At 59.7% G+C, this 15,775-nt stretch carries 16 protein-coding genes; 13 read left to right on the top strand and 3 right to left on the bottom strand.

The features are described 5' to 3' along the window. Positions 1-35: 35 nt before the first annotated feature. Positions 36-1,283: a multidrug effflux MFS transporter gene (locus ACYBHZ_RS14440; protein ID WP_460274984.1), complete on the bottom strand. Its 1,248-nt coding sequence runs from the start codon at positions 1,281-1,283 to the stop codon at positions 36-38. A 266-nt stretch (positions 1,284-1,549) separates the two neighbouring features. Here ACYBHZ_RS14440 and ACYBHZ_RS14435 point away from each other — a divergent pair, with 266 nt between their 5' ends. The 8 genes from ACYBHZ_RS14435 (at position 1,550) to ACYBHZ_RS14400 (ending at position 8,792) form a co-directional block, all read left to right on the top strand. Next, the gene (locus tag ACYBHZ_RS14435) at positions 1,550-3,082 is read left to right on the top strand and encodes an acyl-CoA carboxylase subunit beta (RefSeq protein ID WP_460274983.1); all 1,533 of its coding nucleotides are present in this window, start codon (positions 1,550-1,552) and stop codon (positions 3,080-3,082) included. 18 nt (positions 3,083-3,100) lie between these two features. Further along, complete coding sequence (locus ACYBHZ_RS14430) at positions 3,101-3,451, top strand: hypothetical protein (RefSeq protein WP_460274982.1); 351 nt, start codon at positions 3,101-3,103, stop codon at positions 3,449-3,451. Positions 3,452-3,453: 2 nt separating this feature from the next. Continuing rightward, positions 3,454-3,867, top strand: a complete 414-nt coding sequence (locus ACYBHZ_RS14425) for a DUF6497 family protein (RefSeq protein WP_460274981.1) — start codon at positions 3,454-3,456, stop codon at positions 3,865-3,867. 19 nt (positions 3,868-3,886) lie between these two features. Beyond that, entirely contained in the window at positions 3,887-4,294 is a 408-nt protein-coding gene (locus ACYBHZ_RS14420) for a RidA family protein (RefSeq protein ID WP_460274980.1), read from the top strand. Next, positions 4,294-4,743 carry a hypothetical protein gene (locus ACYBHZ_RS14415; RefSeq protein WP_460274979.1) on the top strand — a complete coding sequence of 150 codons (450 nt, stop codon included), beginning with the start codon at positions 4,294-4,296 and terminating at the stop codon, positions 4,741-4,743. Before ACYBHZ_RS14420 ends, ACYBHZ_RS14415 begins: the two co-directional genes overlap by 1 nt. A gap of 340 nt (positions 4,744-5,083) precedes the next feature. Continuing rightward, positions 5,084-5,284 (top strand): hypothetical protein, encoded by a 201-nt coding sequence (locus tag ACYBHZ_RS14410; RefSeq protein ID WP_460274978.1) that lies wholly within the window; start codon positions 5,084-5,086, stop codon positions 5,282-5,284. Between the two features lie 177 nt (positions 5,285-5,461). Beyond that, the gene (locus tag ACYBHZ_RS14405) at positions 5,462-7,459 is read left to right on the top strand and encodes an acetyl-CoA carboxylase biotin carboxylase subunit (RefSeq protein ID WP_460274977.1); all 1,998 of its coding nucleotides are present in this window, start codon (positions 5,462-5,464) and stop codon (positions 7,457-7,459) included. Between the two features lie 109 nt (positions 7,460-7,568). Next, positions 7,569-8,792, top strand: a complete 1,224-nt coding sequence (locus ACYBHZ_RS14400; RefSeq protein WP_460274976.1) for a Y-family DNA polymerase — start codon at positions 7,569-7,571, stop codon at positions 8,790-8,792. Positions 8,793-8,805: 13 nt separating this feature from the next. Here ACYBHZ_RS14400 and ACYBHZ_RS14395 read toward each other — a convergent pair whose 3' ends face one another. Beyond that, entirely contained in the window at positions 8,806-9,243 is a 438-nt protein-coding gene (locus ACYBHZ_RS14395) for a DUF4174 domain-containing protein (RefSeq protein WP_460274975.1), read from the bottom strand. Positions 9,244-9,346: 103 nt separating this feature from the next. Between ACYBHZ_RS14395 and scpA the strand changes: the two genes are divergently transcribed. Then, positions 9,347-11,470: a methylmalonyl-CoA mutase gene (gene scpA, locus ACYBHZ_RS14390; RefSeq protein WP_460274974.1), complete on the top strand. Its 2,124-nt coding sequence runs from the start codon at positions 9,347-9,349 to the stop codon at positions 11,468-11,470. Between the two features lie 77 nt (positions 11,471-11,547). Here scpA and nhaA read toward each other — a convergent pair whose 3' ends face one another. Further along, positions 11,548-12,771, bottom strand: a complete 1,224-nt coding sequence (gene nhaA / locus ACYBHZ_RS14385; protein WP_460274973.1) for a Na+/H+ antiporter NhaA — start codon at positions 12,769-12,771, stop codon at positions 11,548-11,550. 92 nt (positions 12,772-12,863) lie between these two features. Here nhaA and ACYBHZ_RS14380 point away from each other — a divergent pair, with 92 nt between their 5' ends. The 4 genes from ACYBHZ_RS14380 to ACYBHZ_RS14365 are packed head-to-tail and all read left to right on the top strand — an operon-like array spanning position 12,864 to position 15,775. Beyond that, the gene (locus ACYBHZ_RS14380; RefSeq protein ID WP_460274972.1) at positions 12,864-13,484 is read left to right on the top strand and encodes a VOC family protein; all 621 of its coding nucleotides are present in this window, start codon (positions 12,864-12,866) and stop codon (positions 13,482-13,484) included. Next, complete coding sequence (locus ACYBHZ_RS14375) at positions 13,481-13,984, top strand: GNAT family N-acetyltransferase (RefSeq protein WP_460274971.1); 504 nt, start codon at positions 13,481-13,483, stop codon at positions 13,982-13,984. Before ACYBHZ_RS14380 ends, ACYBHZ_RS14375 begins: the two co-directional genes overlap by 4 nt. Before the next feature lie 52 nt (positions 13,985-14,036). Further along, complete coding sequence (locus tag ACYBHZ_RS14370) at positions 14,037-14,720, top strand: TerB family tellurite resistance protein (RefSeq protein WP_460274970.1); 684 nt, start codon at positions 14,037-14,039, stop codon at positions 14,718-14,720. Next, the gene (locus tag ACYBHZ_RS14365; protein WP_460274969.1) at positions 14,717-15,775 is read left to right on the top strand and encodes an endonuclease/exonuclease/phosphatase family protein; all 1,059 of its coding nucleotides are present in this window, start codon (positions 14,717-14,719) and stop codon (positions 15,773-15,775) included. The genes ACYBHZ_RS14370 and ACYBHZ_RS14365 overlap by 4 nt, the downstream gene beginning before the upstream one ends.

Below are 15,775 nucleotides of genomic sequence, written 5' to 3'. Positions count from 1 at the left end.
TGCAAACCCGTTCTGACAAGAGGGGAGAGTGGGGCTTAGCTCCCTTCGCGCACCAGTTTGCGTTCACGCAAAACGACCCAGAGGGCAGCGGCGATGGAGGACAAAGAGGCGCAGAGCATGATGACGAGCAAGGGTGTCCCACCGCTGTCTTCGGTTAAGGCTGCGCCCGCGAAGGCGGACAGAGCCGCGCCGCCGCCGATGTACATGAAGCCGCCGAGACCGGCCGCCGTGCCCGCAAGATGGGGGCGCACGGAGAGCGAGCCTGCGATGGAGTTTGGCAGCTGAAGCCCGTTTCCAAGGCCGAGTAGCGAGATCATTGCGAAGAAGTTGAGCGGCGTCGCGCGGTCGGCAAGGAAGGTCAGCAGGGAGATGAACACGCCAATAGCGCATACGGCAGCGCCGATCAGGATCATTGTGTTCATGCCGAACCTGCCGGAGAATTTCCCGGCCAGAAAGTTGCCGAAGAAATAGCCGATGGCGGGTGCGGCCATGTAGAGGCCGAGCTTGTCTTCGGAAAGGCCGAACACCGTGGTGCCGATGAAAGGCGCGCCGCCGAGAAAGGCGAAATAGGCGCCGGAGGCGGTGGCGGCGGAGAGGGCGTAGCCGAGGAAGCGCTGCGATGTCAGGAGTTCGGGGAAGCCGCGAAGCATGTCTTTTGTCGAGCCGCTGGACTTCGGGGCGGTTTCGCCTGCGTCGAAGGTGACGAGGGCCAAAAGTGCCATCCCGGTCGCAAAAAGCAGCCAGAATGCGCTTTTCCAGCCATAAATATGGGTGAGAAAACCGCCGATGGTGGGCGCAACCATAGGCACAAGAGACATGCCCATCGTAACATAGGCGATCATTTGTGCGGCCCCTTCGCCGGGCACCATGTCGCGCACGATGGCGCGGGAGAGCACCATGGCGCTCACGATCCCGGCCTGCGCCGCGCGCATCAGAAGGAACACCTGCGCGGAAGGCGCATAGATCGCGCCAAGCGTTGCCGCGAGAAAGATCAGGATGCCGCCGATGAGCACAGGACGTCGCCCAAAGCGATCCGACAGGGGGCCGATCACCAGTTGCAAACTGGCATTCACCGCGAGGAAGATCGCGATGGACAGCTGCATGACGCTATATTCCGTGCCGAAGTAGGTTGTCATTTCCGGCAGCGCGGGCAGGAAGACATTCATGGTCATGGCGGAGACGCCAGCCATGAGGACCAGCGTCAGAATATGCGGCGGTGTGGTCCGGTCGAGGAAGCGGACGATCGGTTTGTCGGGCGAGGTAGGGGCTGATCTTTTTGACATTGCGTCACCATACGGAGGGGGGGGAATCTGTCTACGGGGATTCTCCCGTATCACGCTGCCGTTTTTGCACAGGTTTGATGGGGCAATATTGATCCAGATCGCGCTGCTGCTGCACAGGAGCTGTCACTGTGAAAATGGTGGAAAAAATTGCATGTTTGCAATTTTCAGTGCTTTTGTTTTGCACGATTTGCAAATCTGCCAGAAGTCGCTTTGAAAGAATATTGCGCTGGCATATGGTGCGTTGGACATGACGAGGAGGCAAGCACGTGAAAGACATTATTAAAGAACTTCACGATCGCCGCGACGAGGCCCGCTTGGGAGGGGGACAGCGCCGCATCGATAACCAGCACGCCAAAGGCAAGCTGACGGCGCGTGAACGGATCGAACTTCTGCTTGATGAAGGCAGCTTTGAAGAGTTCGATATGTTCAAAACCCACCGCAGCACCGAATTTGGTATGGCGGAGACGAAATATTACGGCGATGGCGTGGTCACAGGCTGGGGCACGATCAATGGCCGGATGGTCTATGTGTTCTCGCAGGACTTCACGGTCTTCGGCGGCTCGCTTTCGGAAACCCACGCCCAGAAGATCGCAAAGATCATGGATATGGCGGTGCAGAACGGCGCGCCTGTGATTGGTCTGAACGACTCGGGCGGTGCGCGGATTCAAGAGGGCGTTGATTCCCTTGCCGGCTATGCGGACGTGTTCCAACGCAACATCATGGCCTCTGGCGTGGTGCCGCAGATTTCCGTGATCATGGGGCCGTGCGCGGGGGGGGCAGTGTACTCCCCGGCGATGACCGACTTCATCTTCATGGTGCGGGACACGTCTTATATGTTCGTCACCGGCCCGGACGTGGTGAAAACCGTGACCAACGAGGTCGTGACCGCAGAGGAACTGGGCGGGGCCTCGACCCACACGCGTAAATCCTCTGTTGCTGATGGTGCCTTCGACAATGATATCGAAGCGCTGTCCGAGGTGCGCCGTCTGGTGGACTTCCTGCCGCTTAACAACCGCGAGAAACCGCCGGTGCGTCCGTTCTTCGACGATCATGACCGCATCGATGAAGCACTCGACACCATCATTCCGGACAATGCGAACACGCCTTACGATATGAAGGAAGTGATTCACACGATCGCGGACGAAGGCGACTTCTACGAAATTCAGGCCGATCACGCCAAGAATATCATCACCGGCTTTATGCGCCTCGAAGGGCGCACGGTCGGCGTGGTGGCGAACCAGCCGATGGTGCTTGCGGGCTGTCTCGATATCGACAGCTCCAAGAAAGCGGCGCGTTTCGTGCGCTTCTGCGATGCTTTCGAAATTCCTGTACTGACGCTTGTGGACGTGCCGGGCTTCCTGCCGGGCACCTCGCAAGAATATGGTGGCGTCATCAAACACGGCGCGAAACTGCTGTTTGCCTATGGTGAAGCGACCGTGCCGAAAGTGACGGTGATCACCCGTAAAGCCTATGGCGGGGCGTATGACGTGATGAGTTCCAAACACCTGCGCGGCGATATGAACTACGCTTGGCCGACCGCCGAGATCGCCGTGATGGGCGCCAAGGGCGCGACCGAAATTCTCTACCGCTCCGAGCTGGGCGATCCGGAGAAAATCGCGGCTCGGACCGCCGATTACGAAGACCGCTTTGCGAACCCCTTCGTGGCGGCGGAACGTGGTTTCATCGACGAGGTGATCCAGCCGCGCTCCACCCGCAAACGTGTGGCTCGCGCTTTTGCAGCCCTACGCAACAAGAAGCTCGAGAACCCTTGGAAAAAACACGACAATATTCCGCTGTAAGCGCGGGCGTGTAATCCGATGACCCGCCGGAGCTGGCATATCCTGAAAGAGCAGGGCGCGCTGACCTTGGCGCGCCGTCTCCCCATACGTTTCGATGTCGCCGCAAGCGTGGTTATCGAAGGCGGGGCGGGGCTGCGCAAATCGCGCGTCGCCGCTCAGGTGCGGCAGGATATGTGGCGCAGCCTGCAAAACCTTCGGGGCTTTGCCCCGGTGGTGCGGGTGGCGGAACGTGGGAACGATCTTGAAATCACCGCCGGCGGCTCGGTCGCCGGACGGGTCCCGAAATCAGAGACCGAGGCCCGTATCCGTGCGGTCCTCGACAATGAAACCCACCGCGCCCGCTGGGTCCGGTTCGCAAGAAAGGCCTGAAGATGATCGCACGTTTGTCCGCGTTTGCTGCGCTGGCCTCCGGGATGGCCTTTGCCGTTGTTGCCGAACTTGCGCCGGTCGAGGCGGAGGGACTGAGCGTGCCTTCGGGGCAGCCGGTGGAATTCTTCGAAACCGTCATGGATCAGCCCGCCATGGGCCTGACCACGCGCTTCCGCTTTCTTGCGCCTGATCTTGAAACCTATCTGGCCCGGTTGAGCTATGCTGAGCTCGAAGCCGATCTCGCGTCGCTTTGCGTAACCTATGCGCTTCCGCGTCTCGGGACGCCCGAACCTTCCTTGGTGATTATTTCACTGTCTTCCGCCCCCACCGAACTCGGTGATCCCGCTCCGGACGTGGCTCAAGTCTTTGAAGCCTACCGTCCCGCAGGTACAACCTGTGAATGGGAGGCATTCTAACATGGAAGGCGTTTTGCATATGGCCCCGAAATTTCACATGTTTTCAAACGGCCCGCGCCCGGTCGCGCCGTTTTCACACGCGGTCGAAGACGACGGCTGGGTCATTCTGACCGGTCAGATGCCGACCGACCCGGCCGCGCCCGACGCGCCGCTGCCCGATGGGATCGAGGCGCAGACGCGGCGTGTGATGGATAATCTGCTGCTCATTCTGGCCGAGTTGGGCCTCGGTGCGGAGCATATCATGCAGTGTCGCTGCTTTTTGACCGAGTTCGAGCGCGACTATGCCCTGTTCAATGAGACCTACAAAAGCTACTTCCCCGCCGACAGGCTTCCGGCGCGCACCACGGTGGGCGTGACCGCGTTGGCCGTGGGGGCATTGGTCGAAATCGATCTGATCGCCCGCAGACCGCAGGAAGGACAAAGCTGATGGCTCGTGACTACATGCTGAAACACAAAGGATTTCCGGGACGCCTTCCGGGCACGGATTTCCAATTCACCATTCGGCGGGCGAACCCGAAAGGGGTGACGCCGCTGAAAGCGCTTGAACGCTACAAGGATCGCAAAAGCGTCGATAAACGCGCCGACGCGGCCTTTATGACGGCGCTCTGGGAATATTTTGGCGAAGAAGAATTCGAGCGCGGCAATCTCGATGCAGGGCGTCTGTCCTGGCTGTTTGGCCGCGAAGTGGTGGCCGCTGATCCGGACGATTTCGATCCTGTGTCCTATGAGGCGCTTCTGAAAATCGATGTGAAACGGGCAATGGCGGCCTTCCCGGAAATCTTCGCCGAGGGCGATGAGGCCGAGGAAGAGATGCCGGACTGGGATGCCATGTGGAATGGCGATCACGGTGACGATAACGGGGAGTTCAACGACTGATGCGCGAGTTTTCGCTTGGCCTTTCAAGGATTGCGCGAACTGCTGCCGAAACCGGCGAGCAGCTCATGCCGAGCCTTGTGACAAAGGCCATGCGGGGCCATCTTTCTCACAGGCCGCACGGGACCAGCAACCCGGCGACCTGTTCTGAAAACCGTTACCCTTCCCCTCAGGCGAGGTCCGTACTTCCCCCGTACGGCCCTCGCCACTCTTTCTCTTCAAGTTTTGGGCGTGCTTTCGCCGAACGGAGCGAGACGACCTCCGGTTGCGCAATTATTGTCTATGCGTGTAAGGCGGTTTGGGATAAAATTTCTGCTATCGTAACAACTCTAAGAGCAGAAAAATGCGTAAATCCATCATCGTTCTCGCCCTCGTTTCCTCGTCGGTCCTTGCAGGCTGCATGGAAACAGACGGTCAACGCGCCCTCACCGGTGCTGCGGCTGGCGCCGTCGTCGCCGAAGCGACCAACAATAACGTGCTCACCGGTGCCGCTCTCGGCGCGCTCGCGGGCACCTATTGCGACGACGCAGGCGTCTGCAACTAATCCTATTCGTCTGACCGGCGCGTCTGAGCGCCGTGAGACATGCATGACAAAGAGCCCTCCGGACCTGTCCGTCCGGAGGGCTTTTTTCGTGACTTTAACCCACGGGCCGTTGATCGCCCCCGCATGTTGCGCGGGTCAGCGGAGAGGATTGATTTGAGAAAAGGGAGAGGGCAGGAGATGTTCGACAAGATCCTGATTGCGAACCGAGGCGAGATTGCTTGCCGGGTGATGAAAACCGCCAAGAAAATGGGGATCAAAACCGTCGCCATTTATTCGGACGCGGACAAGAACGCGCTGCATGTGGCGATGGCTGACGAGGCGGTTCATATCGGCCCGCCGCCGGCGAACCAGTCTTACATCGTCATCGACAAGGTGATGGATGCGATCAAACAGACCGGCGCGCAAGCCGTGCATCCGGGCTATGGCTTCCTGTCGGAGAACTCCAAGTTCGCCGAAGCTCTGGCCGACGCGGGCGTCGCCTTCGTCGGTCCGCCGGTCAAAGCCATTGAAGCTATGGGCGACAAGATCACCTCGAAAAAGATCGCTCAGGACGCCGGTGTGAACACCGTTCCCGGCTACATGGGTCTCATCGAAGACGCCGAAGAGGCGGTCAAGATCTCCAATGAAATCGGATACCCGGTGATGATCAAAGCCTCCGCTGGTGGTGGCGGCAAGGGCATGCGGATCGCCTGGAACGACGAGGAGGCACGGGAGGGCTTCCAGTCGTCCAAGAACGAGGCTGCCTCATCCTTTGGGGATGACCGGATTTTCATCGAGAAATTCGTGACCCAGCCGCGCCACATTGAAATTCAGGTGCTCTGCGATGCGCATGGCAACGGCATTTACCTCAACGAGCGCGAATGTTCGATCCAGCGCCGCAACCAGAAAGTCATCGAAGAAGCCCCGTCGCCCTTCCTTGACGAAGCCACGCGTAAAGCGATGGGCGATCAGGCGGTCGCTCTGGCCAAGGCCGTGGGCTACACCTCCGCAGGGACGGTTGAATTCATCGTCGATGGCAGCCGCAATTTCTACTTCTTGGAGATGAACACCCGCCTTCAGGTGGAACACCCTGTGACCGAGCTGATCACCGGCATCGACCTCGTCGAACAGATGATCCGCGTCGCCAATGGCGAAGCGCTGACGATCACGCAGGAGGATGTGAAGATCAACGGCTGGGCGATGGAAAGCCGCCTCTATGCAGAAGATCCGTATCGCAATTTCCTGCCGTCGATCGGACGTCTGTCGAAATACCGTCCGCCGGAAGAGATCGTCACGAAAACCAACATCGTGCGCAACGACACCGGCGTCTACGAGGGCGGCGAGATCTCGATGTATTACGATCCTATGATCGCCAAGCTCTGCACCTGGGGTCTGAGCCGCGACACTGCGATCGACAACATGCGCAACGCTCTGGACGCGTTCGAGGTCGAAGGCATCGGTCACAACCTGCCGTTCCTGTCTGCCGTGATGGATCACCCGAAATTCGTTTCCGGTGACATCACGACGGCCTTCATCGCGGAAGAATACCCGGAAGGATTCCATGGGGTTGATCTGCCCTATGAAGAGCTTGAACGGATCGCGGCGGCCTGTGCGGCCATGTACCGTGTGGCCGAGGTGCGCCGGGCGCGTATTTCGGGCCGGATGGACAATCACGAACGCTATGTCGGCGGCGACTGGGTTGTGCAGATCGGCGATCAGGACTTCCCGGTGAGTGTCGAGGCGGACAAACGCGGCTCGACCGTATTGATCAACAACACCCGTCACCGCATCGAGAGCACTTGGACGCCGGGCGATACGCTGGCTCTGATCGATATGGAACACGGCACGTTGACCCTCAAAGTCGGTAAAATCCCGGGCGGCTTCCGCATTCGCTCGCGCGGTGCCGATCTCAAGGTCTATGTACGCAGCCCGCGGGCGGCTGAACTGTCTAAATACATGATCGAGAAACTGCCGCCGGACACTTCGAAACTTCTGCTCTGCCCGATGCCGGGTCTCATCGTCAAAGTGAATGTTGAGATTGGTGACGAGGTCCAAGAGGGGCAGGCGCTTTGTTCCGTCGAGGCGATGAAAATGGAAAACATCCTGCGCGCCGAGCGCAAAGGGGTCGTCTCCAAAATCAACGCCGCTGCGGGCGACAGCCTCGCAGTCGACGAAGTGATCATGGAGTTCGAGTAAGCCATGATGGCCGGGCGGGCATATATGAGGCGGGAAACGCGGCAGGCTGGACAATTGTTCTCTTTTTGTTCTAGTCTGTCCGGTGACTTTCGTTCCTGCTTGCCCGGCCATGTCTCTGCGTGTTTCGACTCTCTTCTTCGATATGAACAGTTACTACGCCTCCGTGGCGCAGGCGGAGGAGCCTGCGCTGATGGGGCGCCCCGTGGGAGTTCTGACGACGGATGCCCGCAACGCGGCTTGCATCGCGGCGAGTGTCGAAGCGAAACGCTGCGGCGTGCGCATGGGAACACGTCAGGACGAGGCGCGGCTGTTATGCCCGGGGATCGTGTTTCGACCGGTGAAGCACGACGTCTGCGTCGACTATCACCATGCGATTTTACAGGCGGTCGAAACGGTTGTCCCGGTACATCGGGTCTGGTCGATCGACGAATGCTCCTGTCTTTTGATGGGATCAGAGCAGGAACTGCCTCGGGCGTTGGAGATCGGACGGGCCTTACAGCGGGCCGTGCTCCGGATCAGTCCGGCGCTGCGCTGTTCCGTCGGTCTTGCCCCGACGCGGCTTTTGGCAAAGCTCGCCGCCGAATTGGAAAAGCCGATGGGGCTTCACTGGCTGACGCCGGAGGTTCTGCCCGAGAAGATTGCGCATCTGGCTTTGGACGATTTACCGGGCGTGTCCTGGCGTATGAAAGCACGATTGGAGGCGGCCGGGATTTCGGATGTGAACATGCTCTATGGCATCGCTCCAAAGCGTGCGCGGGCCATCTGGGGCAGTGTCGCGGGGGAGCGCTTCATTCGCGAACTGCGCGGCGAAATGGTGGTCTGGCCCGAAACCAAACGCGGGATGATCGGTCACGGGCAGGTGCTGACGGGGCCCAATGCCACGCCGGAGGGCGCGCGGCTCGTCGCGCGGCGTCTGTTGGTCAAAGCCGCCGCACGTCTGCGTCGCGAGGGTTATTTTACCCGCAGCCTCTCCATCAGTCTCAAGGCTCAAGACAAGCGGCGGCAATATCGCGAGAGGTCGCTGTATGCGACGCAAGACACATTCTTTCTCTTGGAGGCCTTGTCGGAGCTATGGGCCGGGCTGACACCCTGTCCACGTCCGAAAGCCGTTTCTGTCACTCTGGGCGGGCTGATCAAGGAGGCCCGTGTGATGGACGATCTATTTGCACCAAAGGCAGACCGCGCGCCGCTCTGTCTGGCCATCGACCGGCTCAACCAGCGCTTTGGACAGGACACGGTGCGCTACGGCCTCTTGCCGCCGCATCATGTGCCCTACACGGGGGCCAAGATTGCCTTTGGCCGCATCCCCCTGCGCGAGGATTTCGCGGAGTAGTCTGCCGACAGGCTCACCGCCCGCTTTGCATCTCTTGCTGTCTGAGCGGTGTTTTGTCGATGGCGCGGGTGATCTCGCGCACGTCCCACGGGTCGGGTTTGCGGAGCATCACGCGGCCGTCCTTGTCGACGATCACGAGGGCGAACCCGCGCGGGCGCAATTCTGTGCGCAAGGGGGAGCGGGCGTCGGGGTCGGTGTCCGTGAAAATGACCACGTCCCGTTCGAGAAGCGGGTCGGGCCGCTCTTCCAAAAGCGAAAGCTGTTCATTGTACGACGGGTCCAGTGTGCTGTCGGCGAAAACGGCGATGACGCGGTTTTTCCATTTGAAGGCGGACAGCTCGATGTCGTCCGCGCTTTGGATCAAGGGATCGGAGGGGATCTCCTCCTGCGCCAAAAGCGGGCTGGGGATCAGAAAAAGCGCTGTGATGGCGGCGAGATAGAAATGTTTCATCGGTCCTCCCAAGGTCCTCTCAATATAGGGTGCCGGGACGGCCAAACCAAGGTTGAACGCAGCCCCAAGGGGCGGCGATGAGAAAATGGGAAGGAGCCTGACGATGACGGACAGGAAGAAGTGGGAAGAAATTGCCACGAAAGAACTCAGAGGCAAGCCGCTTGAGGCTCTTGAGTGGGACACGCTCGAAGGGATCAAGGTCAAGCCGCTCTATGCCGAAGATGATCTCGAAGGGATGGAGCACCTCGGCAACACACCGGGCACGGAGCCGTTCACCCGTGGTGTGAAAGCGACGATGTACGCGGGCCGCCCTTGGACCATTCGCCAATATGCCGGTTTTTCGACCGCCGAGGAATCGAATGCGTTCTACCGCAAGGCGCTGGCCGCCGGTCAGCAAGGCGTGTCGGTCGCCTTCGATCTGGCAACGCACCGTGGGTATGACTCCGATCACCCGCGCGTCGTGGGCGATGTCGGTAAGGCCGGTGTGGCGATCGACTCTGTGGAGGACATGAAAATCCTCTTCGACGGTATCCCGCTCGACAAGGTTTCCGTCTCGATGACGATGAACGGGGCCGTCATCCCGATCCTCGCAAGCTTCATCGTGACGGGCGAAGAACAGGGGCATGACCGCGCGTTGCTCGCCGGGACCATTCAGAACGACATTCTGAAAGAGTTCATGGTGCGCAACACCTACATTTACCCGCCCGAGCCCTCGATGAAGATCATCGCGGATATCATCGAGTTCACGGCCAACGAGATGCCGAAATTCAACTCGATCTCGATTTCCGGCTATCACATGCAGGAAGCGGGCGCGAACCTCGTGCAGGAGCTGGCGTTTACGCTCGCCGACGGGCGCGAATACGTGCGCACCGCGATCAAGGCGGGGATGGATGTCGATAAATTCGCGGGGCGTCTGTCGTTCTTCTTCGCGATTGGCATGAACTTCTTCATGGAAGCCGCGAAGCTCCGTGCTGCGCGCTATCTCTGGACTCGCGTGATGGATGAGTTCGAGCCGAAGCTCTCCAAATCCAAGATGCTGCGGACCCACTGCCAGACCTCCGGCGTGTCGTTGCAGGAACAAGACCCCTATAACAACGTGATCCGAACCGCCTATGAGGCGATGTCGGCGGCTTTGGGTGGCACGCAATCGCTACACACCAACGCTTTGGACGAGGCCATCGCGCTTCCGACCGAGTTCTCCGCGCGCATCGCCCGGAACACGCAGCTCATCCTTCAGGAAGAGACCGGGATCACCAATGTGGTCGACCCGCTGGCAGGCTCCTACTATGTCGAAAGCCTCACCAAAGAGCTGGCTGATAAAGCATGGGCTCTGATGGAAGAGATCGAAGAGATGGGCGGCATGACCAAGGCCGTCAACTCCGGCATGCCGAAGCTACGGATCGAAGAGACCGCCGCGAAACGTCAGGCTAATATCGACCGGGGCGAGGAAGTCATCGTCGGCGTCAACAAATACCGTAAGGACAAGGAAGACCCGATCGACATTCTCGACGTGGACAATGTGGCCGTGCGCAACAGCCAGATCGCCCGCCTCGACAAGATCAAAGCCACGCGCGATGCCGCCAAGGTCGAGGAAACCCTCGGCGCGCTCGAAGCGGCGGCTAAAACCGGCGAGGGCAACCTCCTGTCGCTGGCGGTCGAGGCCGCCCGCGCGCGTGCAACCGTTGGGGAGATTTCGATGGCCATGGAAAAAGCATTCGGACGTCACCGCGCCGAGGTGAAAACACTGGCGGGCGTCTACGGCGCCGCCTACGAGGGCGACGAGGGTTTTGCCCAGATCCAGAAAGACGTCGAGACCTTCGCCGAGAAAGCCGGGCGTCGTCCGCGCATGCTCGTCGTCAAGATGGGGCAGGACGGCCACGACCGTGGGGCAAAAGTCATCGCCACCGCATTCGCCGACATCGGCTTTGATGTCGACGTTGGTCCGCTGTTCCAGACGCCGGAAGAAGCCGCTCAGGACGCCATCGACAACGATGTGCATATCGTCGGCATTTCCTCGCAGGCGGCGGGCCATAAGACGTTGGCCCCGAAGCTCATCGAAGCGCTGAAAGAGCAGGGGGCCGAGGACATCATCGTGATTTGCGGGGGCGTGATCCCGCAGCAGGATTACCAATTCCTCTATGATGCGGGCGTGAAGGCGATCTTCGGGCCGGGGACGAATATTCCGGCGGCGGCACGTGAAATCCTTGATCTGATCTCGACCGAGTGATCCGAGTATTTGAGCCGCAATGAAAAAGGGCCGGGGGATTGCTCCTCCGGCCCTTATTGTTTGCGATGTGATGCGTGTTAATGCGTGGCCTCTTGCACCTTTGGCGCAGTGATTTCGGCCTCGTCGATCTTTTCGGCCTTGCTGTCCTCCGCCGGAGCGAATTTGAGCACCACAAAGCCGATGATCGCGGAGATGACGGAACCGGACAACACGCCGATCCGCACTTCGTTCATGTGGAACGCGTCCTCAAAGGACAGCCCACCGATGAACAGCGACATGGTGAAACCGATCCCGGCCAGCGCTGCCACGCCGTAGATATGCAGCCACGTCGCGCCGAAAGGTTTCTTCGCCACGCCGAATTTCACCAAAAGCCAGGTCATGCCGAACACGCCGACCTGTTTGCCGAGGATGAGACCCAGCGCAATGCCGAGCGGCAGGGGCGAGAACACATCGGCAAAGGTCACGCCTGAGAGCACGACGCCAGCGTTGGCGAAGGCAAAGATCGGCACGATCAGGAAGAAAACGTAAGGTGACAGCGCATTCTCCAGCGCGTGCAGCGGCGATTTGCCCCATTTGTCTTTCATCGGAATGAAGAAGGCGGTGATCACACCGGCCAGCGTTGCATGCACGCCGGACTTCAGGACCAGAACCCAGAGCACCGTCCCGAGAAGGATGATTGGTGCGATCCGGTGAATGCCTGCCCGGTTGAGATAGAACATGATCACTAAGGGGATGACCGCGAGGAACAGGTAATCCAGATGCAGTTCAGCGGTGTAGAAGAACGCGATGATCAGGATTGCGCCAAGGTCATCAAGGATAGCCAGTGTCAACAGGAAGACCTTGAGCGAAGAAGGCACGCGGTCCCCCACCAGCGCCAGAATGCCGAGCGCGAAGGCGATGTCGGTCGCGGCCGGAATGGCCCAGCCACTGTGCGTCTCGGGCGAGGAGATGTTGAGCGCGAAATAGACTGCCGCAGGCACCACCATGCCACCCACAGCGGCCATCCCCGGAAGGACCACGTCGCGCGGATTCTTAAGCTTGCCTTCCATCAACTCGTGTTTGAGTTCGAGCCCGACGAGCAGGAAGAACACGGCCATCAAACCGTCGTTGATCCATAGGATCAGGGGTTTGGAAAGGCCCGTGTCGCCAAGTTGAACGGTGAAATACGACGACAATGCGCCATCGTAGAAGGGATAAAGCGAGGAATTGGCCACGAGCATGGCAGCGACGGCGGCCACCATGAGCACGATACCGCCTGAGATCTCACTGTCGAAGAACTGTTCCAATTTGCGCAGGAGCATTGTCTTTTTCTGGTCTTTCCTGAAAGTTAGGTTAAGGAAGTGTCATATGGAGATGGGGACGCTCCAGACAAGTTTCAATAAGGACAATATGAATGACCTACCGGATTGATCATCTGGTGATTTCCGCATCGGATCTGGAGCAGGGCAAAGACGCCATGGAGGCTTTGCTCGACGTGGAATTCGGTCCGGGCGGCAAGCATCCCGACATGGGAACGCATAACGTGTTGCTGGCGATGGCGCCGGATGCCTATCTCGAAGTGATCGCGCCCGATCCGGACGCGGAGCGACCTGAGTTCCCTCGTTGGTTCGATTTGGACAATTTTGGTGGACCTCCGCGCCTGTCGAACTGGGTTGTCGCCTGTGATGATCTCGAAGAAGCGTGGGAATTGGCGCCTGCCGATGTCGGTCGCATCATGTCGTTTCAGCGCGGCGATTACGCTTGGCGCATGATCGTGCCTGAAACCGGCGTTCTGCCTTTTGACAATTGCTTTCCGGCTTTGATCGAATGGCATTCCCCGCGTCCCGTTCCGGGGCTGCTCGATCCCGGTCTTGCCATGCGCCGTCTCAAGATTTCCCATCCGGATGCAGAGGGGCTGCGCGCCGCGCTTGCGCCTTTTGTCTCTGCGATGGAACATGTTCGAATTGTACAATCTTTGGAACCCGGTCTCACCGCTGAGATTGGCACGCCATCAGGGGAGATCTGGATCGCATGACCGAGAAACCGCATCTGCGCGTGGCTGAGGCGAAAGACGCCGCCGCGCTCAAAGCCATCATGGCCCCGGTGATTGCAGGCTCCACCGCGTCCTTCTCTTCAGTTGAGCGCGACGAGGCGGCTTGGGTGGCGATGATTGACGACCGACTGGCGCGCGACCGCGCGTTCTATGTGGCGGAGATCAAGGGCGAGGTGGTCGGCTATGCGACCTATGATCAGTTCCGTCCGGGCAACAACGGCTATCGGTTTACCATGGAGCATTCGGTTTATTTGAATGATGCCGCGCAGGGGCTTGGGCTTGGCCGGACGCTGATGCTGATGACCGAACAACATGCGCGCGAGGCGGGCCATCATTCGATGATCGCCGCGATTGATGCCGACAACACAGGTTCCATCGCCTTTCACAAGGCGCTTGGCTATGCAGAAGCCGGACGCATCCCGCAGGCGGGGTTTAAGTTCGACCGCTGGCTTGATGTATTGTTCCTGCAGAAATTCCTTTGAACTCACGGATTTGTCGCGGGACTTGAGAGGGTTTCGCGGATAAACTGGCCCTATGTCGATCTGGACCCGCATTCTTGAGGCGCTCAAGGCGCTTGGCGCTGGCGAAAGCCTCGCTTCGGTGTTCGAGCAGTTCCGCTCGGAGCCGGAGCGACGTATGGGCTTTACCATCGCCGTCATTGCTCTGGGCGCGAAAATGGCCAAGGCCGACGGGCTTGTGACCCGCGATGAGGTCACAGCCTTTCGGGAAGTGTTCCAGATCGCGCAAGAGGACGAAGCCGCCGCCGCTCGGGTGTTCAACCTCGCGCGCCAAGACGTGGCGGGGTTCGAAGACTACGCGAAAAGCGTGAAAAAGATGTACGGCAAGGAATGCCGTCCGCTGATGGATTTGATGGATGGGCTGTTCCATATCGCCATGGCCGATGGCGAATACCATCCCGGCGAAGATGCCTTCCTCACCCGTGTCGCTGAGATTTTCGACATTGAACCGCGCGCCTTCCGCGTGCTTCGGGCGCGCTACGTCCCGGATGCGGTGCGCGATCCTTACGATGTTCTGGGTGTCGATCCTTCCGCCCCGCTGTCCGAGATCAAGAAAGCCTATCGCGCCTTGGTGCGCGAAACCCATCCCGACCGTATGATCGCGCGCGGGGTGCCGGAAGAGGCGGTGCAATTGGCCTCCGACCGGTTGGTGGAAATCAACGCCGCCTGGGAGGAGATCGAGTCGGAGCGGGTGGTATGACACTTCGGATCGCCACCTATAATGTCGAATGGTTCGATAACCTGTTCGACAACAAGGGGCGACCGTTGGCGGATGATGAATGGTCAGCGCGCCACAACGTCAGCCGCGAAATGCAACTCGAAGCGATTGGCAAAGTGTTCAACGCTTTGGATGCCGACGCGATCATGGTGATCGAGGCGCCGGACACCAACCGCAAACGCGACACCATCCGCGCGCTGGAGCAATTTGCCGACTGGGCCGGGCTGCGGGCGATGGCGGTCGAGATGGGCTATGTGAACGAGACCCAACAGGAGATCGCACTGCTCTATGATCCTTTGGTGCTGCGGGCCCGACATGATCCGATGGGTGCGCCTGCGGGACTGGGCGAAGCGTTCGAGCCGCCTGCTTTCAATTCGATATATCGGCTTGATCTGGATACGGACCGCGACCGCGAAGAGGTGCGGTTTTCAAAGCCGCCGCTGGAACTTGCGATGGAGGTGCGGGCGACCGGCTTCGCGTTTCGCATGATCGGGGTGCATATCAAGTCCAAAGCGCCGCATGGCGCGCGCAACCGCGATGACGTGATCCGCATTTCCATCGAGAACCGGCGCAAGCAACTGGCGCAATGCATCTGGTTGCGAGAGCGTGTCGAGGGCCACTTGGAGGCGGGAGACCCGCTGATCGTGCTGGGCGATTTCAATGATGGTCCGGGGATCGACGAATACGAAAAACTGTTCGGGCGTTCCGGGGTCGAGATCGTCATGGGGCGCGAGGACCCGGATGTGCCTCCCGAAATGCGGCTCTGTGATCCCCATGCGGCGGAAGCTCTGTCGAAGCGCGGCAATCAGGGGCGGACTTCCGCACGGTTCTATATTGACGAGGAGAAACGCTATCTCTCGGCGCTTCTCGATTATATCATGGTCTCGCAGGATTTGAGGGAGGGGGGCAAGTGGCGCATCTGGCATCCGTTCGATGATCCGCAGTGTTTCAAGAACAAGGAATTGCAGCAGGCTTTGCTGACAGCGTCGGACCATTTCCCGGTGACCGTCGATCTGGATTTGCCGAGGACGGGGTGA

The sequence above is a fragment of the Celeribacter sp. ULVN23_4 genome (assembly GCF_054788345.1).
Note: the sequence above shows the minus strand (reverse complement) of the source record. Positions and strands in the feature narration are given on the sequence as shown.